The following is a 25,057-nucleotide window of genomic DNA, read 5'->3' as shown; positions in this document are numbered from 1 at the left end:
AATTTACATTAGCGAGTTATTTAACATCAGCTTCAGCTACTTAATATCGATGTGCTCAAAGCCTTTGATAAGGTCATCCAGTGCTTTCATCTGCTTCAAGAACGGCTCTAGTTTGTCTAGAGGTAGCGCAGATGGGCCATCACAGCGAGCTTGGTCTGGGTTAGGGTGAGCTTCAATGAACAGACCCGCAATACCTGTCGCAAGACCCGCTTTAGCAAGCTCAACCGTTTGCTCACGACGGCCGCCAGATGCAGCACCTGATGGGTCACGCATTTGTAGAGAGTGCGTCACATCGAAGATGATTGGGCTACCGTTTGAAGACTTCTTCATTACGCCAAAGCCAAGCATATCAACTACTAGGTTGTCGTAACCCATGCAAGCGCCACGCTCACAAAGGATGATGTTGTCGTTACCACACTCAGCGAACTTATCAACGATGTTACCAACTTGGTTCGGGCTCATGAACTGAGGCTTCTTCACGTTGATCACCGCGCCAGTCTTAGCCATTGCTTCAACAAGGTCAGTTTGACGAGCTAGGAATGCAGGTAGTTGGATTACATCAACCACATCTGCAACAGGCTGAGCTTGAGCTTCTGTGTGAATATCAGTAATGATCTTCACGCCGAAAGTGTCTTTCAGCTCTTGGAAGATTTTAAGACCTTCTTCCATGCCTGGACCACGGTATGAATGAACTGAGCTTCGGTTCGCTTTATCGAAAGACGCCTTAAATACGTAAGGGATGCCCAGCTTCTCGGTTACTTTTACATAGTGCTCACAGATCTGCATAGCGAGATCGCGAGATTCAAGAACGTTCATGCCTGCAAATAGCGTAAATGGCTTGTCGTTAGCAATTGGCATATCGCCAATGTGAACTGTTTTCTGTTCCATCATATTCTCTCTAAATAATTATTAATTAGTGAACAACCACTGTCTTTTCGTTCATGACGTTCACTTGAGATTTCAGTAACTCAGATGCCGGGTCATCTGGGCATTGGTCGATAAAGTATTGATAATCCGTTGCAGCCACTTGATGACAGTCTAGCTGCTGATAGATAAAACCGCGGTCACGGATTTCATACGGGTCATCCGGCACAAACGTTAACGCCAGATCGGTACACTTCAATGCAAGTGTATAACGCTCTTCTCGCAGCAGTGCACTCTTGAGCAGAGCTAACCACTTACCAATAATTGTTGGATGGTCGGCGACTTCCAAGTGCTCAGGTTTCACCTTAGCTAATGGGCCATCATGCCCAATTAACCATGCTCGCAACGTTTGTTCGCCAACGTACTCACCGTTATAAGGGTTAATGTAGGCCGCAGCTTGCCCGTACCAGCTTACTTTAAGTAAGAATTGAGTCGGGAAAGAGACGCCCTCTACAGGAAAGCCTAGCTTGCGACCTAGAAAAAGAAAGATCGCCCCCAGACTCACTGGAATGCCTTTCTTTCTCTCAAGCACTTTATCAATGAATGCGTTTTCTGAAGAGAAGTACGCGTCCTTATCGCCAGCAAAACCCCACTCGTAGAAGAATAGTCGAATAAAAGACTCAAACTTCTGCTGTTCGTCGGTTTCATGAACCAAAGCAAACTCAGCTTCTTTAAACAATCTTGCCAGCTCTTGCTCAGCCCAACTGTCTTGGGTTTCTGGGTTAATCGCTTTATTTAAGATCAATGCACCTTCAGCTAATTCTAGCTGGTCAAAGTCTTCATCAAAAAATTCGTACATAGATAGTTAACCGAAAATAAGGAGATAATTAACCGAAAAATGTTGGCGTCTTGGTCATTGCGATTTTGCCTGCCATTGCTAACCAGCCAAGTGCACCGAAGAAAGAGAAAACTCTCAATAGCTTGTTCTTACCTAGCTTAAGTGCAAAGAAGCCCAATGCAATGTAAGCCATAACACAGGTTAGTTTTTCAGTTAACCATGGTGCTGCAGGTGTAAATGGAATAAAGCCGGTGATAAAAATCAAACCAATACCCGATAGCAGTAGCAACGAATCATTGATATGAGGAAAACGCTGCAAGAAAGGATGCTTAAGCTTTGGAGAGTTAGCCATCATAAGAGCGAAACGAATCGAAAGCAGCAGTGCGCTTATCGCAATCGTTAGTAAGTGAAAATGTTTTAAACCTTCGTACATGGTATTCCTTTATATTTTTATATGTGCTTTCGTTAACACGAGCCACACAATACCCGTTAATGCTCTGTATTTCTGCGTTAAATGCATCACAGGGTGAAATGTATTGTCGAGTTAAAGGTATAAATTTAGCAAGTTCATCATCTATTGCTCACAAGACGATTAACCGCAGCCGATGGACAGTCACTATCTATGAACAGTAACGACCCAATGTCACTCGGTCATTACCACCGTAATCTTTCTCTGTGACAACATCGAGATAACCGAGCGCCTGCATTATCTCACGCACCGCCAAGCCTTGGTCGTAACCGTGTTCAAACGCCAACCAGCCTTCATTTTCCAAAAAGCCACGTGCATTTTCAGAAATATAGCGAATGTCAGCCAGTCCTTTCTCTTCAGCAACCAATGCGGTAATTGGCTCAAAACGCACATCCCCTTGAGATAAATGAGGATCATCTTTCTCAATATAAGGTGGGTTAGAGACAATCAGAGAGAACTTCACAGCTTCTTCAGAGCTCAAAGGCTCAAACCAACTGCCATGTAAAAACGTAACGTTGGTGATGTTTAAGCGCTTCGCATTTTCTGTCGCCAGCTGCTGCGCTTCAGGGCGAAGATCAATACCCGTTACCTGTCGGTTCGGCATCTCTGACGCCAATGCTAACGCGATAGCACCTGTACCTGTCCCTAAATCTAGAATCGCACCTTGCTTGCCGTAAGTTTTATCCAAAGCCACCTCAACCAAACGCTCAGTATCTGGGCGTGGAATTAAGGTAGAAGGAGAAACTTTTAACGGCAGTGACCAAAACTCACGCTCACCGATAATATAAGCCACAGGCTCACCGGTTAAGCGACGTTTTATAAGGACGTTAAATTCAGACTCTTGCTCTGAAGTGAGGTGCTTCTCAGGCCAGGTAAGTAGGTAAGATCTTGGTTTATCTAAGGCGTGACAAAGCAGTACCGCAGCATCAATAGAGGGTGATGTGTTATCACCCTCTTGAAGCTTTACGATTGCTGCTTTTAAAGCACTTTCAACCGTATATGCTGACTGCATACAGGTTAGTTGTTCTCTGCAAGTGCAGCAAGTTGATCGGCTTGGTGCTCTTGAAGTACAGGATCAAGCAAGCTTTGCATATCACCTTCAAGCACTTCGTTAAGACGGTAAATAGTAAGGTTGATACGGTGATCCGAAACACGACCTTGTGGGTAGTTGTACGTACGAATACGGTCACTACGATCACCAGAACCTAGTAGGTTACGACGTGTATCAGAAACAGCTGCCGCTCGGCGCTCTTCTTCTGCTTGAACAATACGAGCAGCAAGAACAGCCATCGCTTTCGCTTTGTTTTTATGCTGAGAACGCTCGTCCTGACACTCTACTACTGTACCCGTTGGTAAGTGAGTAATACGGATTGCTGAATCCGTGGTGTTAACGTGCTGACCACCTGCGCCCGATGCACGGAAGGTATCAATTTTAAGGTCGCCCGCTTTAATTTCTGGCAGATCCGCTTCTGGGATTTCCGGCATAACTGCAACAGTACATGCTGACGTATGAACACGGCCTTGAGATTCAGTTTCAGGTACACGTTGTACACGGTGACCACCTGACTCAAACTTCATTGTGCCGTAAACAGCGTCGCCACTAACCTTAGCGATCATCTCTTTGTAACCGCCTTGCTCAGAAGCATTGCTGCTCATGATTTCAACGCGCCAACCTTTCTTCTCGGCAAACTTAGAGTACATACGGAACAGGTTGCCCGCGAAGATACCCGCTTCATCACCACCCGCGCCTGCACGGATCTCAAGGAAGCAATTACGCTCATCGTTTGGATCTTTTGGAATCAGAAGAATCTGTAGCTCATCCGTCAAACGCTCAATCGCCGCTTTTGCGTCCTTGATTTCGTCTTGAGCCATTTCACGCATTTCAGCGTCATCTTCGTTTGCCATCTCTTCAGCAGCTTCTAAATCTTCTTGAGCTTGCTGGTATGACTGGAAGCAAGCCGTCACTTCTTCTAGTTGAGAGTACTCTTTAGAAAGTGCACGGAATTTGTCTTGATTCCCGATTACATCTGGATCACCAAGTAGATGTTGAACTTCTTCATAGCGTTCAACAAGTGTTTCAAGCTTTACTAGAATCGAGGCTTTCATAATGTCTTATTCTGTTGGAGGTCTAATATTATTGAGGGTTTTCTAAGCCCAAACTCTGTCTAATGACCATTAATTTTGCAGGTTCTCCTTGCTCAGCTGCACTTTGAAGTGCACGCGTTGGAGCATGGATCAATTTGTTTGTGAGCTTATTACTTAGCTCAAGTAAGACTTTCTCAGGGTCACCGCCAGCGGCAAGTGATTGTAAACTCTTACTTAATAATTCTTCTCGGATTTCATTGGCCGATTTGCGATAGTCACGAATACTGTCTACCGCTTGCAGTGAACGCATCCAACTCATGAATGCCGCACTTTCTTCGCTAACTATTGCTTCCGCTTGAATCGCTTCCACTTTGCGTTGTTCAATGTTGCCATCAACAATCGACTGCAGATCATCCACTGAATAAAGGTAGGCGTCGTTTAACTCACCGACCTGAGATTCCACATCACGCGGAACCGCAATATCAACCAACAACATAGGTTGATGTTTTCTTGTTTTCAGTGCGGTCTCCACCATACCCTTACCAATAATAGGTAACGGACTGGCGGTTGAACTGATCACGATATCCGCTCGATGCAGATGATCAGGGATCTCATTGAGGCTGATCACTTCAGCACCAAACTCTTCAGCCAACCCTAAAGCACGCTCACGAGTTCGGTTAGCCACTATCATCTTGGTGCAGCCATTCGCTGAAAGATGCTTAGCCACCAACTCAATCGTTTCACCCGCACCCACCAATAACACTGTTGAATCGGCAATTGATTCAAAAATATGTTTGGCTAACGTACAAGCTGCGTAAGCAACCGAAACCGCGCTTCCGCCGATCTCCGTTTCAGTTCGAACACGCTTCGCGACAGAGAATGATTTCTGAAACAGCTTTTCCATTGAAGCATCAACAGATTTATTCTCTCGCGAGTCTGTATAAGCTTGCTTCACCTGACCTAAGATCTGTGGTTCACCCAATACCAAAGAGTCCAAACCACAAGCGACACGCATTAAATGTTTAATCGCGGCCTGCTCTTCATGGATATAAAGACTTGGTTTTAGCTCTTCAGGGCTAACTTGATGGAAAACTGACAACCAATCGATCAACTTGTTTTTTGCCACGCCTTTGACGTCACAATACACTTCAGTTCGATTACAGGTAGAAAGTATGACACTTCCATTTACGTGTGCATTTGCGTTAAGTTGCTTGAGTGCCTCAGATAATTTATCTGGACCAAAAGCGACTTTTTCTCGCAATTCAACCGACGCTGTATTGTGATTGATACCTACGGCAAGCAAAGACATGTATCAGAAGTTCTCGATCAGGGAATGGAAACAAGGGGCGAATTTTACTTGATGCATGGCTCTATTTAAAGAGCAAGCGGGATTTGTTTTCCTGACTTCGTGAATTCAATGCTATAGTTGAAGCGTTTTTTAGATAAATTTGAACAAGTTGTGAGCAAATATGAGCAAGCTTCTCAAAATCACGTCTCTTATTTTTATGACCATAATTATGGTGGGTTGCTCGTCTATCCCAGAACAACCAACCAGCGTCGAATGGCAAAGTCACCAAAATCGGCTTTTACAGATAGAAAACTATCAAGCGTCAGGCAAGCTCGCTTACATTTCCCCAGAGCAACGCCAAAGCCTCAATTTCATTTGGAAGCATTCTCCAAATCAGAGTCAATTAAGGCTTACGACTTTTCTCGGTCAAACCGCATTGAACCTAACCATTGCTCCATCAGGTGCAAAAGTCGTGACCTATGATGACCAAGTATTTACTCATGCGAGTGCTTCAATCTTGGTTGAGCAGCTGACAGGCTTACAGATCCCCATTGATCATCTACCACAATGGTTCCTTGGCATTCCAGACCAAGCCGATTCCTATCAACTCAGCAGTACCAACACTCTTGAATCTCTGTCCAAACAAGTCAGCAGTCAATTATGGACACTGAATTTTGCTAACTATCGCAATACAGAAATGCCGAGTAAGCAACTATCGGATGAAGACAACGCAAAAGTAGAGACAATCCCACTCCCTACTCGATTGTCATTCAAGCAAAACGAGAACAAAATCAACATTGTAGTTTCGAAGTGGACACTGAAAAAATGATAACAACGCCAACCCATTGGCCCTCTCCGGCTAAACTGAATTTATTTCTCTATATCACTGGTCGACGTGACAATGGCTATCACGAACTTCAAACCTTATTTCAGTTTGTCGATTTTGGTGATGAACTGACGGTCACTGCAAATAAAAAAACAAGTGCGATCACAATAACCCCTGCAATTCCGGGCGTTGCTACGGAAGACAACCTTATTTGGAAAGCGGCTACTGCCCTTCAACAATACACATCGACCTCTTTCGGTGCGGATATTGAACTCAAGAAAGTGCTGCCTATGGGTGGTGGTATTGGTGGAGGCTCTTCAAACGCAGCAACCGTGTTGGTCGCCCTGAATTATTTATGGCAACTCAACCTCTCGGATGATCAGCTCGCTAAGATCGGTTTGAAGCTTGGTGCTGACGTTCCTGTGTTCGTTCGAGGCTACGCCGCCTTTGCTGAAGGCGTTGGAGAACAGCTACAGCCAGCTAATCCGGATGAAAAATGGTATCTTGTGGTTAAACCTCAAGTGAGCATAGCAACTGTAGACATATTCACACATTCAGAATTAACTCGAAACACGCCAAAGCGAGCGCTATCAACGCTTCTAGAGCAAGAATACGTAAACGATTGCGAAAAAATTGTGCGAATGCTGTACCCAGAGGTTGATAAGCAACTTTCATGGCTGCTACAATACGCGCCGTCGAGATTGACTGGCACAGGTTCGTGCGTTTTTGCTGAATTTAACAGCGAAAAAGAAGCCGAATTGGTGCGAGAACAACTGCCTGACACAGTTTCCGCTTTCATAGCGAAAGGAAGAAACATTTCTCCTTTAAAAGAAACTCTGGCTGAATACCAATCAGCCCACCCACAATCTATTTAAAACTGGACGCAACCCGAGGTTTCCACCGTGCCTGATATGAAGCTATTTGCTGGTAACGCAACACCTGAACTAGCCCAACGTATTGCTGATCGTCTATACATCTCTCTTGGCGATGCTACTGTAGACCGTTTTTCTGATGGCGAAGTCGCTGTTCAAATCAATGAAAACGTTCGTGGTAGCGATGTATTCCTGATTCAATCAACTTGTGCACCAACCAATGACAACCTTATGGAATTGGTGGTAATGATTGACGCAATGCGCCGTGCTTCTGCTGGCCGTATTACTGCTGTAATCCCTTACTTCGGTTATGCCCGTCAAGATCGTCGTGTACGTTCTGCTCGTGTGCCAATTACTGCAAAAGTTGTTGCAGATTTCCTTTCTAACGTTGGCGTTGACCGCGTTCTTACTATCGACCTACACGCAGAGCAAATCCAAGGCTTCTTCGATGTACCAGTTGATAACATCTTCGGTACTCCAGTTCTTCTAGAAGACATGGCTAACCGTGGCCTAGAAAACCCAGTTGTGGTTTCTCCAGACCTTGGTGGTGTTGTACGTGCTCGTGCAACGGCTAAAGCGCTAGGTGATGTTGACATCGCTATCGTTGATAAGCGTCGTCCACGTGCTAACGTTTCTGAAGTAATGAACCTAATCGGTGATGTTGAAGGCCGTGACTGTGTTATCGTTGATGACATGATCGATACAGGTGGCACACTATGTAAAGCAGCTGAAGCGCTTAAAGAGCGCGGTGCTAAGCGTGTATTCGCTTACGCAACTCACGCTGTTTTCTCTGGTACTGCTGCGAACAACATCAAGAACTCTGTTCTAGACCAAGTTATCGTAACGGATTCAATCTCTCTATCTCCAGAGATGGCTGCGACTGGTAAAGTGACAACACTTAGCCTTTCTCGCATGCTTGCTGAAGCGATTCGTCGTATCAGCAATGAAGAATCAATCTCAGCGATGTTCAACTAATCAGAGCTCAATAGCTTTGCTTTAGAAACACACGAGAGAAAAACATTAAGCACTTCATTCAATGAAGTGCTTTTTTTATGTCTGAGTAATATTGCACTGCTAGTTATCACAAACAGGAATAATCGCGCAGCTATCAGCTAGCTCGCACCTTTTTCATAAACTGTGATATCATACGGCGCTTTTTGAAATCCCAAGAGAGATCCATACCTTGAGCCAACAAATAAAACTTCTCGTTGGACTGGCTAATCCAGGTCCAGAATACGCCAAAACTCGCCACAACGCGGGTGCTTGGGTAGTTGAAGAATTAGCGCGTGTACATAACGTGACACTAAAGAACGAACCAAAGTTCTTTGGCCTAACGGGTCGTATCATGGTTCACGGTGAAGATCTTCGTTTGCTGATCCCAACGACTTTTATGAACTTGTCAGGCAAAGCAGTTGCAGCCTTAGCAAAGTTCTACCAAATTAAACCTGAAGAGATCATGGTCGCTCACGACGAGTTAGATCTGCCTCCTGGTATTGGAAAGTTTAAAAAAGGTGGTGGTCATGGTGGACATAATGGTCTGAAAGACATCATCAGCAAACAGGGTAACAATAAAGAATTCTATCGTCTTAGATTAGGCATTGGCCATCCAGGACACAAAGATAAAGTTGCAGGTTATGTATTAGGCAAAGCTCCTCAAAAAGAGCAAGAGTGTATCGAGGCCGTCGTTGACGAATCGGTTCGCAGCCTAGACATCTTATTGAAAGATGGCCTACCAAAAGCACAAAATCGCTTACATACGTTCAAAGCAGAATAAGGTTTATATCATGGGTTTTAAATGTGGCATCGTTGGTCTACCAAACGTTGGTAAGTCAACTCTGTTTAACGCACTGACTAAAGCAGGCATCGAAGCAGCAAACTTTCCATTTTGTACGATCGAACCAAACACAGGTATCGTTCCGGTTCCAGATCTACGCTTAGATGCATTAGCAAAAATTGTTAATCCACAGAAGATCCTTCCAACGACAATGGAATTCGTAGATATCGCGGGCCTAGTAGCTGGCGCATCTAAAGGTGAAGGTCTTGGTAACAAATTCCTAGCTAACATCCGTGAAACTGACGCTATCGGTCACGTTGTGCGCTGCTTTGAAAATGAAAACATTGTTCACGTTGCTGGCAAAGTATCTCCAATCGAAGATATCGAAGTGATCAACCTTGAACTTGCACTGGCTGACTTAGACAGCTGTGAGCGTGCAATTCAACGTAACGCGAAGAAAGCAAAAGGCGGCGACAAAGACGCTAAATTCGAAATCACTGTACTAGAAAAGCTACTTCCAGTTCTAACAGAAGGTGGGATGGCGCGTACTGTTGAACTTGGCAAAGAAGAAGCGGCAGCAATCGGCTACCTAAACTTCCTAACGCTTAAGCCAACAATGTACATCGCAAACGTTGCAGAAGATGGTTTTGAAAATAACCCATACCTAGACGCTGTTCGTGAATACGCTGAAAACGAAAACAACGTAGTTGTTGCTGTTTGTGCAGCAATCGAATCTGAGCTTTCTGAACTTGACGACGAAGATCGCGAAGAGTTCCTAGCGGATATGGGTATCGAAGAGCCAGGTCTTAACCGAGTGATCCGCTCTGGTTACGAACTACTGACTCTTCAAACTTACTTCACAGCTGGCGTTAAAGAAGTTCGTGCTTGGACAATCCCTGTAGGTGCAACTGCGCCACAAGCAGCGGGTAAGATCCACACAGACTTCGAGAAAGGTTTCATCCGTGCTGAAGTTGTTGGATTTGATCACTTCATCGAATTTAACGGTGAGAGCGGAGCGAAAGACGCAGGTAAATGGCGCCTTGAAGGTAAAGAATACATTGTTAAAGATGGTGACGTTGTTCACTTCCGCTTCAACGTATAATTCTGATTAAACATCTAGAAAAAAGGCCAGTGAATTCACTGGCCTTTTTGTTTTTCCCCTTTCTAAATTGCCCCTCATCAGAAACTTAACTTCCTATATATATCGCCTTTTTGACCTGTTTTTTGTCGACAAATACGCCTCTTTGCCTAAAAAGAAACCGAACAGATGTTTATTCGCGATTTATTCAAAAAAAAAGTTGACGGGTTTCGCTCAACTACGCATAATGCGCCCCGTTCACAACGAAGCGGCAACGTCTCGAAATGAACGACAATTTGGAAATGGCTACTTAGCTCAGTTGGTTAGAGCACATCACTCATAATGATGGGGTCGCAGGTTCAAATCCCGCAGTAGCCACCATTTCCTAAGCACTCTGTTTGTTATTAAATACATGTTTATTAACGACAAGAGTTTTTAGGAAAGTAAAGCGGTCGTGGCGGAATTGGTAGACGCACCAGATTTAGGTTCTGGCGCCGAGAGGTGTGAGAGTTCAAGTCTCTCCGACCGCACCATATTGAGATATCTTAAGTGATATCATTGTTGGGCTATCGCCAAGCGGTAAGGCACTGGCTTTTGATGCCAGCATTCCCTGGTTCGAATCCAGGTAGCCCAGCCACTATTTAAAGTGTAATTATCTTTAAAAAGATAATGGCATTGGAAGCGAGATTATATTATATTACTTCGCTCTCAGATGGCTACTTAGCTCAGTTGGTTAGAGCACATCACTCATAATGATGGGGTCGCAGGTTCAAATCCCGCAGTAGCCACCATTCTTTCTTTATGAAAGAAGAACAAACAACGTTATATTGAATCACCAATGTCGATATAACTATAAAGATTTGCTGCGGTCGTGGCGGAATTGGTAGACGCACCAGATTTAGGTTCTGGCGCCGAGAGGTGTGAGAGTTCAAGTCTCTCCGACCGCACCATTATTTAGATATCTTAAATGATATCATTGTTGGGCTATCGCCAAGCGGTAAGGCACTGGCTTTTGATGCCAGCATTCCCTGGTTCGAATCCAGGTAGCCCAGCCACTATTTAAACTCTTTGTTTGATTACTTAAGTAGTTAACTAAGAGCACAACGTTACATCGAATCACCAATGTCGATATAACTATAAAGCTTTGCTGCGGTCGTGGCGGAATTGGTAGACGCACCAGATTTAGGTTCTGGCGCCGAGAGGTGTGAGAGTTCAAGTCTCTCCGACCGCACCATTATTTAGATATCTTAAGTGATATCATTGTTGGGCTATCGCCAAGCGGTAAGGCACTGGCTTTTGATGCCAGCATTCCCTGGTTCGAATCCAGGTAGCCCAGCCACTATTTAAAACTCTTTGTTTTTACTTAGCTTGTTTTAAAGTTAAATAGAAAACTAAGAGCACAACGTTACATCGAATCACCAATGTCGATATAACTATAAAGATTTGCTGCGGTCGTGGCGGAATTGGTAGACGCACCAGATTTAGGTTCTGGCGCCGAGAGGTGTGAGAGTTCAAGTCTCTCCGACCGCACCATTATTTAGATATCTTAAGCGATATCATTGTTGGGCTATCGCCAAGCGGTAAGGCACTGGCTTTTGATGCCAGCATTCCCTGGTTCGAATCCAGGTAGCCCAGCCACTATTTAAACTCTTTGTTTTATTACTTAAGTAGTTGACTAAGAGCACAACGTTACATCGAATCACCAATGTCGATATAACTATAAAGATTTGCTGCGGTCGTGGCGGAATTGGTAGACGCACCAGATTTAGGTTCTGGCGCCGAGAGGTGTGAGAGTTCAAGTCTCTCCGACCGCACCATTATTTAGATATCTTAAGTGATATCATTGTTGGGCTATCGCCAAGCGGTAAGGCACTGGCTTTTGATGCCAGCATTCCCTGGTTCGAATCCAGGTAGCCCAGCCACTATTTAAACTCTTTGTTTTATTACTTAAGTAGTTAACTAAGAGCACAACGTTACATCGAATCACCAATGTCGATATAACTATAAAGATTTGCTGCGGTCGTGGCGGAATTGGTAGACGCACCAGATTTAGGTTCTGGCGCCGAGAGGTGTGAGAGTTCAAGTCTCTCCGACCGCACCATTATTTCTCTTTAATTAGAGAACAAATAGTGAATCTATTAGATTTATTATGGCTACTTAGCTCAGTTGGTTAGAGCACATCACTCATAATGATGGGGTCGCAGGTTCAAATCCCGCAGTAGCCACCACTTATACAATGTCTTATTGAAGCACCAATATTCGATATGACTATAAAGATTTGCTGCGGTCGTGGCGGAATTGGTAGACGCACCAGATTTAGGTTCTGGCGCCGAGAGGTGTGAGAGTTCAAGTCTCTCCGACCGCACCATTATTTAGATATCTTAAATGATATCATTGTTGGGCTATCGCCAAGCGGTAAGGCACTGGCTTTTGATGCCAGCATTCCCTGGTTCGAATCCAGGTAGCCCAGCCACTATTTAAACTCTTTGTTTTATTACTTAAGTAGTTAACTAAGAGCACAACGTTACATCGAATCACCAATGTCGATATAACTATAAAGCTTTGCTGCGGTCGTGGCGGAATTGGTAGACGCACCAGATTTAGGTTCTGGCGCCGAGAGGTGTGAGAGTTCAAGTCTCTCCGACCGCACCATTATTTCTCTTTAATTAGAGAACAAATAATGAATCTATTAGATTTTTTATGGCTACTTAGCTCAGTTGGTTAGAGCACATCACTCATAATGATGGGGTCGCAGGTTCAAATCCCGCAGTAGCCACCACTTATACAATGTCTTATTGAAGCACCAATATTCGATATGACTACAAAGATTTGCTGCGGTCGTGGCGGAATTGGTAGACGCACCAGATTTAGGTTCTGGCGCCGAGAGGTGTGAGAGTTCAAGTCTCTCCGACCGCACCATCATTGAATGAAACCCAGCTTTTTAGCTGGGTTTTGTTTTATCTGGAATATGTAAATCTGATAACTCCGTCACCAAGTATTTCTCTCTATCTAATCACTTCATGACTTTTTTATAAGACAATGTCTGCTCCATTTTCTAATTGAGTATGACTGCCCTATGAAAAACCTCACTCTAACGATCGGTTGCTACACAGACACTCCCAGTAAAAGCCAAGGCGTATATCAGGCTCAATTAGACTTGGAAAGCGGAAAGCTATTACCTTTAGAGCTCGTTGCAGAGTGCACTAACCCGTCTTTTGTCGTAGCGACAAAACTTGGCATCTATACCGCGTCTGAAATTGATCAGCCAAAACAGCCGCAGCTGATTCATATTCCTAGCCCTAACTCAAAGACGGTTAAGAACTCCGGTACTATCGCTGGCGGTCACCCCTGCCACATCACGATAGATCCACACAATAAGTTTGCTATCACGTCGCAATACTCATCAGGCACATTCGATATTTTTAGCTTAAGTATCAATGGCAACATCGATAAGCGCCTCAAAACAATCAAGATGGTTGGTTCCGGGCCAAACAAAGAGAGACAAACTAGCCCGCACGCCCACCAATGTCTGTTCTTACAAAACTCGCCACAGTTTGTGACTGTCGATCTCGGCACCGATCGAATCAACTTCTATTGCTTCGATGAAGAACAGGAAGAGTTTCTAGACGAGCCTATGCAGTCTATTAAAGTGCCAGCCGGCAATGGACCTCGCCATTTAATCTTTAACAAAGCAGAAGACAGAGCCTATGTGATCTGCGAGCTCTCTGAATCGATACTTATGTTGGAAAAGGTTTTGGGTGTATGGAATATCGTAGAAGAAATTGATGCGCTTCCCAATATGGAGAAAGGAGAAGCTACGGCTGCGATAAAACTATCGCCGGATGAGCAATTCCTCTATGTATCTTGTCGACACCAATCAAGGATCAGTTGCTTCAGAATCGAGCCTACAACGAAAATGCCTATTTTTATTGATAGCTATAATACTGAAGGCAACTTCCCTCGCGATTTTCATATTACTGACTGCGGACGATGGCTTATCGCAGCAAACCAACACTCCAATAGCATCACCTCATTCAAACGAAATAGTGAGGATGGGTCTTTGGTTTATACAGGATACTCTTTAGAGATCGACGCACCGGTTTGCGTTACACAGCAGTTATAGCACTCAGCACCAAACAAAAAAGGAGAGCATCTGCTCTCCTTCTCTATATAGATAATCTGAACTAATAAATTAAAGGCCTAAGGCGTATTTCAATACTTGGGTTTTAATCGGCCCAGAGTTCTCTGCTAATTTTAGCGCAGCATTACGTGCAAACTTGAGCGGACCAATGTCGTTGCTGAATGTCTTGTAGAAAAAATCCATGCCACTCTGCATCATTAGGTTGTCGCCTCTTCTCATCACTTCATAACGTCTTGCTACAAACTGATTCAATTCACCCTTTTCTTTGGTGACATCCAACAGGACTGATACATCTTTGAAGCCTAAGTTAACACCCTGCCCTGCCAATGGGTTGATCGTATGTGCAGAGTCCCCGACTAAAATACAGTTATTCTTCGAATATGATTGAGCATGACGCCGTGCCAGAGGAAAAGAACCCGAATTCAAGACTTTAATATCACCTAACTCTTTAGGAAAGTGAGAAAGTACTTCGTTACGTAGTTTTTCAGGGGTCATTGCTGACAGTTGCTTAATACGCAGTGGAGAATCATACCAAACTAATGACCCCTGCCCGATTTCTTGACCGTCAGAGGTTAGAGAACACAAAGGCAAAAATGAACGAGGACCACTTGGTAAAAATTGCTGCCAAGTAATATCTTGCTGAGGCTGCTCGGTTTCTACGTTGATAAGCATACAGTGCTGGCGGTAGTCCCAAGCAGTAATACCGATACCAGCTTGTTGACGAACGGCTGAATTCGCGCCATCCGCACCAATCACCCATTTCGTGGATAGCTCAGCCCCAGATTGAAGCTTAACGATATTAGTTTCGCCAAACTCAATCTCATCCAACTTTTCAGGGCACAACAGTTCTAAATTGTCATAAGCATCAAACTGAGACCATAAGCCCAATTGAATAAGTCTGTTCTCAACGATATAGCCCAAACGAGGAAGGTCCAGTGATGCAGCATCAAACCGAGTACGACACTCTGGGTGTTCCCACGTCTCTAAACGCTTATATGAACACACTCGCATCGCTGCAATACTTTGCCATGCACCAAGATCTTCAAGCAACTCGACCGATGCTTGAGAAATCGCTGACACACGAATGTCCATCGTTTGTGACTCATCAAAAGCTTGTGGGGCAAAACCTTCGATTACCGCAACACTCAGACCTTGCTTTGCAAAACCGATAGCTGTTGCTGCGCCAACCATGCCGCCACCGACTACTACAATATCGTAACTGTTCATATTTTGTACTTATCAGTTTGATTCTTTGACTGTTTTTGATTGTACTTTTTCATAACTAACTTGTAACCAAAAACCTTATTCGAAAAAAGGGTTATCCCTTATGGCATATGGCGTTAACGATAATAAAAACCACTACATAAGAGATTTGTTCAGACTACTAGTCAGTCGGTTTTGAAACCAGTACAATACGCCGCTTGCCGCTAGAGCCTGTCATAAAACTGAATACTGAATTATGACATATGGAGCTAGCGGATGAATAATGGGCGATTTGCTCCCTTAAATTAAACTAACGATCGAGCGAACATATAATGAGTAAGAAACTGCTAATTAAAACTTGGGGCTGTCAGATGAATGAATACGATTCATCAAAAATGGCCGACCTGCTTAACGCTGCAAATGGCTATGAGCTAACTGAAGTACCTGAGGAAGCAGACGTACTACTATTGAATACTTGTTCTATCCGCGAAAAAGCGCAAGAAAAAGTATTCCACCAGCTTGGTCGTTGGAAAACGCTTAAAGATAAAAAAGAAGGTGTGGTGATCGGTGTGGGTGGCTGCGTAGCGACTCAAGAAGGTGATCACATTCGTCAACGTGCACCTTACGTAGACGTTATCTTTGGCCCACAAACATTACACCGTTTGCCAGAGATGATTAAATCATCACTGTCTAACGAAAAGCCAGTAATGGACATCTCTTTCCCAGAGATCGAAAAGTTCGATAACCTGCCAGAGCCAAAAGCTGAAGGCGCGACGGCGTTCGTTTCTATCATGGAAGGTTGTTCTAAATACTGTACTTACTGCGTTGTACCATACACACGTGGTGAAGAAGTTAGCCGTCCAATGGATGATGTACTTTTCGAAGTTGCTCAACTTGCAGAGCAAGGCGTACGTGAAGTTAACCTGCTGGGTCAAAACGTAAACGCATACCGCGGTCCAACACACGAAGGCGATATCTGTTCATTCGCAGAACTGCTTCGTCTTGTTGCTTCTATCGATGGTATCGACCGTATTCGTTTCACAACTAGCCACCCGCTTGAGTTTGGTGACGACATCATTGAAGTTTACAAAGATACTCCTGAACTAGTGAGCTTCCTTCACCTGCCAGTACAAAGTGGTAGTGACCGTATTCTTACGATGATGAAGCGTCCACACACGGCTATCGAGTACAAGTCTATTATCCGTAAACTGCGTAAAGCTCGTCCTGATATTCAAATCAGTTCTGACTTTATCGTTGGTTTCCCTGGTGAGTCTAAACAAGACTTCCAAGATACAATGAAGTTAATTAAAGAAGTTGATTTCGATATGAGCTTCAGCTTTGTTTTCTCTCCTCGTCCGGGTACGCCAGCGGCAGATTACCCATGTGACGTACCAGCACAAGAGAAGAAAGATCGTCTATACGAACTGCAACAAACGGTAAACACACAAGCTATGCGCTTCTCTCGTCTAATGCTAGGCACAGAGCAACGTATCCTTGTTGAAGGTCCATCAAGAAAGAACCTAATGGAACTTCGCGGCCGTACAGAAAACAGCCGTGTTGTGAACTTCGAAGGTTCTGCAGACCTAATCGGCCAGTTCGTAGATGTGAAGATCACTGAGGTTTACACCAACTCACTACGTGGTGAGCTAGTTCGCACAGAAAAAGACATGGGTCTACGCGTTGTTATGACTCCAGCAGAAATGATGGAAAAAACAAAACGTGAAGACGAGCTAGGTGTAGCGACATTTACACCGTAGGCAATACAACTGTTTGAGCACAAAGCGCAAACACAAAGCTTGAAATTACCTAACTAAGTGACCATCTTAGAAATAGGGATATCACAATCAAAAGCCCGGTCTAAATCGGGCTTTTTGCTCTTTGTTTTATTTAAGAGCGAGTGGCACAAAATGAGAGGCTAATTTGAGCAATAAAATCGTTACCTTAGAGATAAATCTAGAGCCAGCCGACAACAAGCGCTTGGCTAGCTTATGCGGACCATTCGACGACAACATCAAACACCTTGAGCGTCGTCTTGGCGTTGAGATTAATTACCGAAGCAACTTCTTCACCATCGTTGGTAAGCCTCACACAGCAGCCGCTGCTTTAGACATCATCAAACACCTCTATGTTGAAACGGCTCCAGTTAAAGGCAACATAATCGATATCGAACCAGAGCAAGTGCATCTGGCGGTCACCGAATCTGGCATTTTGGAACAACACGTCGAGTCTGAAATCGACTACGGCAAAGAAGTGACCATTAAGACTAAAAAAGGCGTCATCAAACCTCGTACGCCAAACCAAGCACAGTACCTAATGAACATGGTCACCCATGACATCACCTTTGGTATTGGGCCAGCAGGTACAGGTAAAACCTATTTAGCCGTTGCAGCAGCAGTTGATGCACTTGAACGCCAAGAGGTTCGCCGGATCCTACTGACTCGCCCTGCTGTAGAAGCCGGTGAGAAGCTTGGTTTCCTACCGGGTGATTTAAGCCAGAAAGTCGACCCATATTTGCGCCCACTTTACGATGCACTGTTTGAGATGCTCGGTTTTGAACGTGTTGAAAAGCTGATTGAACGTAACGTGATTGAAGTCGCTCCACTGGCTTACATGCGTGGACGTACACTAAATGATGCATTTATCATTCTTGATGAGAGCCAAAACACCACGGTAGAACAGATGAAAATGTTCTTAACCCGTATCGGTTTTAATTCGCGTGCAGTTATCACAGGTGACATTACGCAAATCGATTTACCTCGTGGAGCGAAGTCTGGTCTACGTCATGCAACTGAAGTGCTGAGTGAAGTGGATGACATCAGCTTTAATTTCTTCATGTCTGAAGATGTGGTTCGTCACCCTGTTGTTGCTCGTATCGTCAACGCCTACGAGAAATGGGAAGCGAAAGACCAGAAAGAGCGCAAAGAGTTTGAAAAGCGTAAACGTGAAGAGCGCGAAGCCAAACTTCTTGAGGCTCAGCAGGCAGTTACGACACAATTAGCAACACAAAATAGTTCTGTGATTACAGAACAAGGTGATAAATAGATGTCTATTGAACTAGACCTGCAAATAGCAGTCGAAAATGAGCAAGGTCTTCCAACTGAGCAAGATATTCAGCTTTGGTTGAACAAGACAATTCCTCAGTTTCAAGAGAACGCTGAGTTGACGGTTCGTATCGTTGATACGCAAGAAAGCCACCAGCTCAATCATGAATACCGTGGCAAAGACAAGCCAACTAACGTGCTGTCTTTTCCATTCGAGGCACCTCCAGGGATCGAGCTAGATCTGCTAGGCGACCTCATTATCTGCCGTCAAGTTGTCGAAAAAGAAGCAGAAGAGCAAAGTAAGCCTCTGCTAGCACACTGGGCTCATATGGTTGTACATGGCAGTCTGCATCTGCTAGGTTATGATCATATCGAAGATGATGAAGCTGAAGAGATGGAATCACTCGAGACAGAAATCATGCAAACTATGGGGTTTGAAGACCCGTATATTCTAGAAAAGTAAATTGATTCTAGTAAAGTAGGTTGCAGAGAAACAATAACTCATCGAACCTGTGATTTCCGCAGGAATCTGAGTTGTAACGTGTGCTATCACACTTCTGATAGCGTTATTTTTTGAGAAATCATGAACGAAGGTAACCCCCCCACTTCTGAGGGAAGTAAAAAATCTGAAGGTCCGAGTAGAAAGTCCTTCTTTGAACGCCTAGGCCAACTATTTCAAGGTGAAGTAAAAGATCGCCAAGAGCTCGTGGATGTAATCCGCGACTCAGAAATTAATGACCTAATTGACCACGACACGCGCGACATGCTCGAGGGTGTAATGGAAATTTCAGAGATGCGAGTACGCGATATCATGCTGCCTCGCTCTCAAATGGTTACAGTTGAACGCACCGATGATTTAGATACATTGATTGCGCTTATTACTGATGCTCAACACTCTCGCTACCCAGTGATCAGTGAAGATAAAGACCATGTTGAAGGCATTCTATTAGCGAAGGACCTACTTAAGTATTTGGGTTCAGAAAGTGCCCCATTTGATATCGAACAAGTGATTCGCCCTGTCGTAGTTGTTCCTGAAAGTAAGCGAGTTGATCGCCTGCTTAAGGAGTTCCAAGAAGAGCGTTACCACATGTCTATCGTTGTCGATGAGTTTGGCGGAGTTTCTGGCCTAGTAACCATTGAAGATATCCTCGAAGAAATCGTTGGTGAAATTGAAGACGAGTTCGACGATGAAGAAGAGCTAGATATTCGTAAGCTGAGTAAGCATACCTTCTCTGTAAAAGCTTTAACCACTATTGAAGAGTTCAACGATACGTTCAACACTGCCTTTAGTGACGATGAAGTGGATACGGTAGGCGGCATGGTTATGACAGCACTCGGTCACCTGCCGGTTCGTGGCGAAATTGTAGAAATTGAAAACTACCATTTCAAGATAACATCAGCAGACAACCGTCGTGTAATTCAGCTACAGGTAACCATTCCTGACGAGCAGCCTCTTCCGACTATCGAAGAATAACAACTTCTCTCTAAAGAGATGACAGAAATTAGATGACTAAGACCTTTATTCATCGCCTATTACGGCCGCTTGCGGCCGTTTTTGTTGGCGCTATAACCACCCTTTCATTCGCTCCATACTCCATATGGCCTCTTGCTATTCTCAGCCCAGCTTTGTTGCTGTTACTGATCCACAACCGCTCTCCTAAAAGCGCGCTTTGGATTGGCTACGCATGGGGTTTAGGCCAATTCACGACAGGTATCAGCTGGGTATACGTCAGCATTGATGGTTTTGGTGGCATGCCACTGGCGGCTAATCTATTTTTGATGGCATTGCTCGTTGGCTACCTAGCCGTTTATTCAGGTCTGTTTACCTGGAGTTTGAACAAGTTCTTCCCTGTTAATAATCTAAGCCGCTTTTTCCTCGCTGCTCCAGCATTGTGGTTAGTCAGTGATTGGCTACGTGGATGGGTAATGACGGGCTTCCCTTGGCTTTGGTTGGGCTACAGCCAAATCGATTCGCCATTAAGTTCGTTTGCACCGATTGGCGGCGTAGAGCTAGTAACTCTAGCGATCATTGTTTCAGCCTCTGCATTCGCTTATGCGATTGTTAACAGGGCTTGGAGTATCGCTATCATTCCCGCCGTCGTATTTAGTGCAGGTTTTGGTATTCGAAATATCGATTGGGTCACGCCGAACCCGGAAAAAACTACGTCAGTCGTTTTAATACAAGGCAACGTCGATCAAGACAGTAAATGGCTACCAAGTCATCGCTGGCCGACCATGATGAAATACACCGACCTCAGCAGAGAAAACTGGGATGCGGATATCATCATCTGGCCTGAAGCCGCTATTCCTGCTTTTGAAGTCGAGATACCCTCTTTTCTGCGCAACTTAGACAGCGCTGCTAAGATGAATAACAGCTCAATCATCACAGGTGTACTGAATCAGTCTGAAGACAAGAAGTACTACAACAGCGTTCTCTCACTTGGTGTAAACCCATACGGTGAATACAGCTACGATCCAGACGAGCGCTATCATAAACATCACCTACTGCCATTTGGTGAGTTTGTACCGTTTGAGGACATATTGCGCCCATTGGCACCATTCTTTAACTTGCCAATGTCTTCGTTCAGTCGTGGTGATTTCATCCAACCAAACATCGTGGCCAACGGTCGTCATCTTGCGCCTGCGTTGTGTTACGAGATCATCTTTAATGATCAAGTTAGGCAGAATGTGACTGATGAGACTGACTTTATCCTCACACTCTCCAACGATGCGTGGTTTGGTCGTTCGATTGGGCCATTGCAACATATGGAAATCGCACAAATGCGGGCTCTGGAGCTTGGTAAGCCGCTTATTCGCTCTACCAACAATGGTGTGACGGCGGTGACAGATTACAAAGGCAACATCATCAAACAAGTGCCTCAGTTTGAAACGGCCGTATTAAAAGCTGAACTCATTTCAACGGATGGTCAAACGCCTTATCACACAGTAGGTACTTGGCCGCTGTATATATGGGCGATGCTCAGCTTGGTGATTGGTTGGCTAATAAGAAAGCCCAAAAGCTAGATTCGAGATTCGAGATTCGAGATTCGAGATTCGAGATTCGACGAAAGGTGATTGGAGGGTTGACTGATTGAGTCAACCCTTTTTATTACTGTGGTTTTGCATTGATACTGTACGGTTCAGGAGCTTACGGCTTGAGGGCCTTACGACTAAACCCTTTAGAGCCACATTTAATACATGGAATGATATTGGTTGGGTGGTTATATTCAGTTTGGTGACCACACTCGTCACATACCAAGGTTCCTAAGCCTATGACTTCACCCGCTTGATACAACCCCTGATGCTCTAAATCTTGGAACAGTTCAACCCACTCCACCTTAGTACGATCAGTGATATCCAACAGTCCTTGCCAAATAGAGTCTGCAATCATCAAATAGAATGGACCGCTTTTACTCTCTTCATAGCTTTCGGAAAACTCTTTTAAGTCCGACTTCACGTAGGCAGAAATCAATGAAAGCTCGTCTTTAGTCATATCATTAGCTGCTTTCGCATACTTGCCTGACGTTTCGATTTTGTTGTTGAGCTCTTCAGGACTATGCTTCAGCGTTTCAATCACCTCTTCGAATACTTCTTCATAGAGCGCTTTTTTCTTCGGCATAACAACCTCCTTAAGATAACCAACCTTTTAGTGAGCAAACGGGGGCGCTGCAATGCACTCCCGCTCACAAACAAATGCAATTCATACTCTTAAGTATAGTTGCCCTGCGAAATTCAGTGAAAATTACACAATCTACTAGGTAGCAACTGCAAGTATGAAGGGTATAACTATTGTTGTACTCAGCTCCTTTAGGTATTCTATGACGATCTGTAAGATTCTGTTCTAACCGAACTCACAAATTCCAAGATAACCGGATACCATCGATGCAAGAACAATATAACCCGCAAGAGATTGAACAAAAGGTTCAACAACACTGGGATAACAGCGAAACTTTCGTTGTAAGTGAAGACCCAAACAAAGAAAAATTCTACTGTCTTTCTATGTTCCCTTACCCAAGTGGCCGACTGCACATGGGTCACGTGCGTAACTACACCATCGGTGATGTGGTATCTCGTTTCCAACGTCTACAAGGCAAAAACGTAATGCAGCCAATTGGTTGGGATGCATTCGGCCTACCTGCAGAAAACGCAGCTGTTAAAAACAACACAGCGCCTGCACCATGGACTTACGAAAACATTGAGTACATGAAAAACCAGCTTAAACTTCTAGGCTTCGGTTACGACTGGAACCGTGAATTCGCAACATGTACTCCAGAGTACTACCGTTGGGAACAAGAGTTCTTCACTAAGCTTTACGAAAAAGGCCTGGTTTACAAGAAGACATCTTCGGTGAACTGGTGTCCAAACGACCAAACAGTACTAGCAAACGAGCAAGTAGAAGACGGTTGCTGCTGGCGTTGTGATACTCCAGTAGAGCAAAAGAAAATTCCACAGTGGTTCATTAAAATCACGGAGTACGCTCAAGAGCTACTAGACGATCTAGACAACCTAGAAGGTTGGCCTGAAATGGTTAAGACCATGCAGCGCAACTGGATCGGTCGCTCTGAAGGTGTTGAGCTATCTTTCGCTGTTAACGGTGAAGAAGCGCCACTAGAGGTTTACACAACTCGTCCAGACACACTAATGGGTGTGTCTTACGTTGGTATCGCTGCAGGTCACCCTCTTGCAGAGAAAGCATCGAAGAACAACCCAGAGCTTGCTACGTTCGTTGAAGAGTGTCGTAACACTAAAGTTGCTGAAGCTGAACTAGCGACGATGGAAAAGAAAGGTATGGATACTGGTCTAACGGCTATCCACCCTCTTAACGGTCGTGTTGTTCCTGTTTACGTAGCAAACTTCGTTCTTATGGATTACGGCACAGGTGCGGTAATGGCGGTTCCTGCTCACGATCAACGTGACTACGAATTCGCAACTAAGTACGGCATCGACATTATCCCAGTAATCAAACCTGAAGACGGTTCTGAGCTAGATGTGTCTGAAGCGGCTTACACCGAGAAAGGCGTATTGTTCGATTCTGGTGAGTTCGATGGTCTTGCGTTCCAAGAAGCATTCGATGCAATTGCTGCGAAGCTTGAAGCTGAAGGCAAAGGTAAAAAGACAGTAAACTTCCGTCTACGTGACTGGGGTGTATCTCGTCAACGTTACTGGGGTGCTCCAATCCCAATGGTAACCACTGAAGACGGTGAAGTTCACCCTGTACCAGCAGACCAACTACCAGTAATTCTTCCTGAAGATGTGGTAATGGATGGCGTAACTAGCCCAATCAAGGCAGACAAATCTTGGGCTGAGACAACGTTCAACGGCGAACCAGCTCTACGTGAGACTGACACGTTCGATACGTTCATGGAGTCTTCTTGGTACTACGCACGTTACTGTTCACCACAAGCAGACGACATTCTAGATCCAGAGAAAGCAAACTACTGGCTACCAGTTGACCAATACGTTGGTGGTATCGAGCACGCTTGTATGCACCTGCTTTACTCTCGTTTCTTCCACAAGCTTCTACGTGATGCTGGTTACGTGACGTCTGACGAACCGTTTAAGCAACTACTATGTCAAGGCATGGTTCTGGCTGACGCTTTCTATCACGAAAACGAAAAAGGCACCAAAGAGTGGATTGCACCGACTGACGTAACGGTTGAACGTGACGGTAAAGGTCGCATCGAAAAAGCAGTCGACGATCAAGGTCGCGAAGTTGAACACTCAGGCATGATCAAGATGTCTAAGTCTAAGAACAACGGTATCGATCCACAAGAGATGGTAGACAAGTACGGCGCTGATACAGTACGTCTATTCATGATGTTTGCATCACCTGCAGACATGACGCTTGAGTGGCAAGAGTCTGGCGTTGAAGGAGCTAACCGCTTCCTTAAACGTGTTTGGAAATTGGTTCACGCTCATTCTTCTAAAGGTTCAGCTGAATCTGTTGACGCTTCTGCGCTATCTGGCGACCAAAAAGCACTTCGTCGTGATATCCACAAGACTATCGCGAAAGTAACGGACGATATCGGCCGTCGCCAAACGTTCAACACAGCTATCGCTGCAATCATGGAACTGATGAACAAGCTAGCGAAAGCACCTCAAGAGTCAGTACAAGATCGTGCAATTCTTGATGAAGCGCTAAAAGCAGTAGTTCGTATGCTTTACCCAATGACTCCACACATCTCTTACGAAATGTGGATTGCACTTGGTGAATCAAACGTAGACTCAGCAACATGGCCAACTTTCGATGAGAAAGCGCTAGTTGAAGACGAGAAGACTATCGTTGTAATGATCAACGGTAAGCTACGAGCGAAGCTAACGGTTGCTGCTGACGCGACAGAAGAGCAAGTTCGTGAACTTGGTCTAAACGATGAGAATGCTAAGAAGTTCTTAGATGGCTTAACTATTCGTAAAGTTATCTTTGTACCTGGCAAGCTTCTGAACATCGTAGCTAACTAACTAGTCGCAGATTAAAGCGAACTATCTTTAGTCTGCACATATAACTGCTGAAGCGAACTTATTTTGTTTTCAGTAGTCTTTAGACAGGGTGCAACATTGCCCTGTCTACTTATTTAAGT

Annotated in this window: 20 protein-coding genes and 19 tRNA genes; 31 read left to right on the top strand and 8 right to left on the bottom strand. The window is 44.6% G+C overall.

The genetic code is table 11. The annotated features are described in order from the left end of the window. Positions 1 to 36 precede the first annotated feature (36 nt). The 6 genes from kdsA to hemA all read right to left on the bottom strand — a co-directional run bounded on the left by kdsA (position 37) and on the right by hemA (position 5,565). Positions 37 to 891 carry a 3-deoxy-8-phosphooctulonate synthase gene (gene kdsA / locus OC193_RS04020; RefSeq protein ID WP_017069619.1) on the bottom strand — a complete coding sequence of 285 codons (855 nt, stop codon included), beginning with the start codon at positions 889 to 891 and terminating at the stop codon, positions 37 to 39. A gap of 22 nt (positions 892 to 913) precedes the next feature. Further along, entirely contained in the window at positions 914 to 1,723 is an 810-nt protein-coding gene (locus OC193_RS04015) for a SirB1 family protein (protein WP_017069620.1), read from the bottom strand. A gap of 28 nt (positions 1,724 to 1,751) precedes the next feature. Next, positions 1,752 to 2,135, bottom strand: a complete 384-nt coding sequence (locus OC193_RS04010; RefSeq protein WP_009848726.1) for a SirB2 family protein — start codon at positions 2,133 to 2,135, stop codon at positions 1,752 to 1,754. Positions 2,136 to 2,322: 187 nt separating this feature from the next. Beyond that, complete coding sequence (gene prmC, locus OC193_RS04005; RefSeq protein ID WP_048661911.1) at positions 2,323 to 3,183, bottom strand: peptide chain release factor N(5)-glutamine methyltransferase; 861 nt, start codon at positions 3,181 to 3,183, stop codon at positions 2,323 to 2,325. Positions 3,184 to 3,188: 5 nt separating this feature from the next. Next, positions 3,189 to 4,277, bottom strand: a complete 1,089-nt coding sequence (prfA, locus tag OC193_RS04000) for a peptide chain release factor 1 (protein ID WP_019821589.1) — start codon at positions 4,275 to 4,277, stop codon at positions 3,189 to 3,191. 28 nt (positions 4,278 to 4,305) lie between these two features. Beyond that, positions 4,306 to 5,565, bottom strand: a complete 1,260-nt coding sequence (gene hemA, locus OC193_RS03995; RefSeq protein WP_048659779.1) for a glutamyl-tRNA reductase — start codon at positions 5,563 to 5,565, stop codon at positions 4,306 to 4,308. Positions 5,566 to 5,725: 160 nt separating this feature from the next. Between hemA and lolB the strand changes: the two genes are divergently transcribed. From lolB to OC193_RS03870, 25 genes are all read left to right on the top strand, one after another. Further along, entirely contained in the window at positions 5,726 to 6,373 is a 648-nt protein-coding gene (gene lolB / locus OC193_RS03990; protein WP_048661910.1) for a lipoprotein insertase outer membrane protein LolB, read from the top strand. Next, a complete protein-coding gene (gene ispE / locus OC193_RS03985) occupies positions 6,370 to 7,245 on the top strand; it encodes a 4-(cytidine 5'-diphospho)-2-C-methyl-D-erythritol kinase (protein WP_017062310.1) in 876 nt (291 codons plus the stop codon). Before lolB ends, ispE begins: the two co-directional genes overlap by 4 nt. 27 nt (positions 7,246 to 7,272) lie before the next feature. Beyond that, entirely contained in the window at positions 7,273 to 8,217 is a 945-nt protein-coding gene (locus OC193_RS03980) for a ribose-phosphate pyrophosphokinase (RefSeq protein WP_004739814.1), read from the top strand. Positions 8,218 to 8,425: 208 nt separating this feature from the next. Continuing rightward, entirely contained in the window at positions 8,426 to 9,016 is a 591-nt protein-coding gene (gene pth / locus OC193_RS03975; RefSeq protein ID WP_004739815.1) for an aminoacyl-tRNA hydrolase, read from the top strand. Positions 9,017 to 9,026: 10 nt separating this feature from the next. Beyond that, on the top strand, positions 9,027 to 10,118 hold the full coding sequence (ychF, locus tag OC193_RS03970; protein WP_010439159.1) for a redox-regulated ATPase YchF: 1,092 nt from the start codon (positions 9,027 to 9,029) through the stop codon (positions 10,116 to 10,118). Positions 10,119 to 10,398: 280 nt separating this feature from the next. After that, positions 10,399 to 10,475 (top strand) — tRNA-Met (locus OC193_RS03965). Positions 10,476 to 10,542: 67 nt separating this feature from the next. Then, a tRNA-Leu gene (locus tag OC193_RS03960) sits at positions 10,543 to 10,627 on the top strand. Positions 10,628 to 10,656: 29 nt separating this feature from the next. Then, positions 10,657 to 10,731, top strand: a tRNA-Gln gene (locus OC193_RS03955). Positions 10,732 to 10,808: 77 nt separating this feature from the next. After that, positions 10,809 to 10,885, top strand: a tRNA-Met gene (locus OC193_RS03950). A gap of 74 nt (positions 10,886 to 10,959) precedes the next feature. Next, positions 10,960 to 11,044: transfer RNA gene (locus OC193_RS03945), tRNA-Leu, on the top strand. A 30-nt stretch (positions 11,045 to 11,074) separates the two neighbouring features. After that, a tRNA-Gln gene (locus tag OC193_RS03940) sits at positions 11,075 to 11,149 on the top strand. A 94-nt stretch (positions 11,150 to 11,243) separates the two neighbouring features. Further along, positions 11,244 to 11,328 (top strand) — tRNA-Leu (locus OC193_RS03935). 30 nt (positions 11,329 to 11,358) lie between these two features. Continuing rightward, positions 11,359 to 11,433, top strand: a tRNA-Gln gene (locus tag OC193_RS03930). A 109-nt stretch (positions 11,434 to 11,542) separates the two neighbouring features. Next, positions 11,543 to 11,627: transfer RNA gene (locus OC193_RS03925), tRNA-Leu, on the top strand. 30 nt (positions 11,628 to 11,657) lie between these two features. Continuing rightward, positions 11,658 to 11,732, top strand: a tRNA-Gln gene (locus OC193_RS03920). 94 nt (positions 11,733 to 11,826) lie between these two features. Further along, positions 11,827 to 11,911 (top strand) — tRNA-Leu (locus OC193_RS03915). Between the two features lie 30 nt (positions 11,912 to 11,941). Beyond that, positions 11,942 to 12,016, top strand: a tRNA-Gln gene (locus OC193_RS03910). A 94-nt stretch (positions 12,017 to 12,110) separates the two neighbouring features. Next, positions 12,111 to 12,195: transfer RNA gene (locus OC193_RS03905), tRNA-Leu, on the top strand. Between the two features lie 50 nt (positions 12,196 to 12,245). Then, positions 12,246 to 12,322, top strand: a tRNA-Met gene (locus tag OC193_RS03900). Positions 12,323 to 12,377: 55 nt separating this feature from the next. Continuing rightward, a tRNA-Leu gene (locus tag OC193_RS03895) sits at positions 12,378 to 12,462 on the top strand. Positions 12,463 to 12,492: 30 nt separating this feature from the next. Next, positions 12,493 to 12,567, top strand: a tRNA-Gln gene (locus OC193_RS03890). A 94-nt stretch (positions 12,568 to 12,661) separates the two neighbouring features. Next, positions 12,662 to 12,746: transfer RNA gene (locus OC193_RS03885), tRNA-Leu, on the top strand. A gap of 50 nt (positions 12,747 to 12,796) precedes the next feature. Next, positions 12,797 to 12,873: transfer RNA gene (locus OC193_RS03880), tRNA-Met, on the top strand. 55 nt (positions 12,874 to 12,928) lie between these two features. Then, positions 12,929 to 13,013: transfer RNA gene (locus OC193_RS03875), tRNA-Leu, on the top strand. A gap of 157 nt (positions 13,014 to 13,170) precedes the next feature. Then, positions 13,171 to 14,217 carry a lactonase family protein gene (locus tag OC193_RS03870; protein ID WP_048663670.1) on the top strand — a complete coding sequence of 349 codons (1,047 nt, stop codon included), beginning with the start codon at positions 13,171 to 13,173 and terminating at the stop codon, positions 14,215 to 14,217. A gap of 69 nt (positions 14,218 to 14,286) precedes the next feature. Here OC193_RS03870 and OC193_RS03865 read toward each other — a convergent pair whose 3' ends face one another. Next, positions 14,287 to 15,462 (bottom strand): 2-octaprenyl-3-methyl-6-methoxy-1,4-benzoquinol hydroxylase, encoded by a 1,176-nt coding sequence (locus OC193_RS03865; RefSeq protein WP_048663671.1) that lies wholly within the window; start codon positions 15,460 to 15,462, stop codon positions 14,287 to 14,289. A 308-nt stretch (positions 15,463 to 15,770) separates the two neighbouring features. Here OC193_RS03865 and miaB point away from each other — a divergent pair, with 308 nt between their 5' ends. The 5 genes from miaB (at position 15,771) to lnt (ending at position 21,503) form a co-directional block, all read left to right on the top strand. Then, positions 15,771 to 17,195 (top strand): tRNA (N6-isopentenyl adenosine(37)-C2)-methylthiotransferase MiaB, encoded by a 1,425-nt coding sequence (gene miaB / locus OC193_RS03860; RefSeq protein WP_012603385.1) that lies wholly within the window; start codon positions 15,771 to 15,773, stop codon positions 17,193 to 17,195. A 163-nt stretch (positions 17,196 to 17,358) separates the two neighbouring features. Further along, positions 17,359 to 18,480, top strand: coding sequence for a PhoH family protein (locus OC193_RS03855; RefSeq protein ID WP_048663673.1), 1,122 nt, complete (start codon positions 17,359 to 17,361; stop codon positions 18,478 to 18,480). Continuing rightward, complete coding sequence (gene ybeY / locus OC193_RS03850) at positions 18,481 to 18,942, top strand: rRNA maturation RNase YbeY (protein ID WP_048663674.1); 462 nt, start codon at positions 18,481 to 18,483, stop codon at positions 18,940 to 18,942. A gap of 120 nt (positions 18,943 to 19,062) precedes the next feature. Then, positions 19,063 to 19,953, top strand: coding sequence for a CNNM family magnesium/cobalt transport protein CorC (gene corC, locus OC193_RS03845; RefSeq protein ID WP_012603382.1), 891 nt, complete (start codon positions 19,063 to 19,065; stop codon positions 19,951 to 19,953). A gap of 32 nt (positions 19,954 to 19,985) precedes the next feature. Then, positions 19,986 to 21,503, top strand: a complete 1,518-nt coding sequence (gene lnt / locus OC193_RS03840) for an apolipoprotein N-acyltransferase (RefSeq protein ID WP_048663675.1) — start codon at positions 19,986 to 19,988, stop codon at positions 21,501 to 21,503. A gap of 124 nt (positions 21,504 to 21,627) precedes the next feature. Here the strand turns inward: lnt and OC193_RS03835 are convergent, their stop codons facing one another. After that, the gene (locus OC193_RS03835) at positions 21,628 to 22,098 is read right to left on the bottom strand and encodes a zinc ribbon-containing protein (protein WP_048663677.1); all 471 of its coding nucleotides are present in this window, start codon (positions 22,096 to 22,098) and stop codon (positions 21,628 to 21,630) included. A 263-nt stretch (positions 22,099 to 22,361) separates the two neighbouring features. Here OC193_RS03835 and leuS point away from each other — a divergent pair, with 263 nt between their 5' ends. After that, a complete protein-coding gene (leuS, locus tag OC193_RS03830) occupies positions 22,362 to 24,938 on the top strand; it encodes a leucine--tRNA ligase (protein ID WP_048663678.1) in 2,577 nt (858 codons plus the stop codon). Positions 24,939 to 25,057: the final 119 nt, after the last annotated feature.

It is taken from the genome of Vibrio crassostreae (assembly GCF_024347415.1).
Taxonomy (GTDB): domain Bacteria; phylum Pseudomonadota; class Gammaproteobacteria; order Enterobacterales; family Vibrionaceae; genus Vibrio; species Vibrio crassostreae.
Note: the sequence above shows the minus strand (reverse complement) of the source record. Positions and strands in the feature narration are given on the sequence as shown.

Bases quoted from the DNA above. Each gene is read 5' to 3' on its own strand.
- kdsA (WP_017069619.1), bottom strand. From the start codon at position 891: ATGATGGAACAGAAAACAGTTCACATTGGCGATATGCCAATTGCTAAC.
- OC193_RS04015 (WP_017069620.1), bottom strand. From the start codon at position 1,723: ATGTACGAATTTTTTGATGAAGACTTTGACCAGCTAGAATTAGCTGAA.
- OC193_RS04010 (WP_009848726.1), bottom strand. From the start codon at position 2,135: ATGTACGAAGGTTTAAAACATTTTCACTTACTAACGATTGCGATAAGC.
- prmC (WP_048661911.1), bottom strand. From the start codon at position 3,183: ATGCAGTCAGCATATACGGTTGAAAGTGCTTTAAAAGCAGCAATCGTA.
- prfA (WP_019821589.1), bottom strand. From the start codon at position 4,277: ATGAAAGCCTCGATTCTAGTAAAGCTTGAAACACTTGTTGAACGCTAT.
- hemA (WP_048659779.1), bottom strand. From the start codon at position 5,565: ATGTCTTTGCTTGCCGTAGGTATCAATCACAATACAGCGTCGGTTGAA.
- lolB (WP_048661910.1), top strand. From the start codon at position 5,726: ATGAGCAAGCTTCTCAAAATCACGTCTCTTATTTTTATGACCATAATT.
- ispE (WP_017062310.1), top strand. From the start codon at position 6,370: ATGATAACAACGCCAACCCATTGGCCCTCTCCGGCTAAACTGAATTTA.
- ychF (WP_010439159.1), top strand. From the start codon at position 9,027: ATGGGTTTTAAATGTGGCATCGTTGGTCTACCAAACGTTGGTAAGTCA.
- OC193_RS03870 (WP_048663670.1), top strand. From the start codon at position 13,171: ATGAAAAACCTCACTCTAACGATCGGTTGCTACACAGACACTCCCAGT.
- OC193_RS03865 (WP_048663671.1), bottom strand. From the start codon at position 15,462: ATGAACAGTTACGATATTGTAGTAGTCGGTGGCGGCATGGTTGGCGCA.
- miaB (WP_012603385.1), top strand. From the start codon at position 15,771: ATGAGTAAGAAACTGCTAATTAAAACTTGGGGCTGTCAGATGAATGAA.
- ybeY (WP_048663674.1), top strand. From the start codon at position 18,481: ATGTCTATTGAACTAGACCTGCAAATAGCAGTCGAAAATGAGCAAGGT.
- corC (WP_012603382.1), top strand. From the start codon at position 19,063: ATGAACGAAGGTAACCCCCCCACTTCTGAGGGAAGTAAAAAATCTGAA.
- lnt (WP_048663675.1), top strand. From the start codon at position 19,986: ATGACTAAGACCTTTATTCATCGCCTATTACGGCCGCTTGCGGCCGTT.
- OC193_RS03835 (WP_048663677.1), bottom strand. From the start codon at position 22,098: ATGCCGAAGAAAAAAGCGCTCTATGAAGAAGTATTCGAAGAGGTGATT.
- leuS (WP_048663678.1), top strand. From the start codon at position 22,362: ATGCAAGAACAATATAACCCGCAAGAGATTGAACAAAAGGTTCAACAA.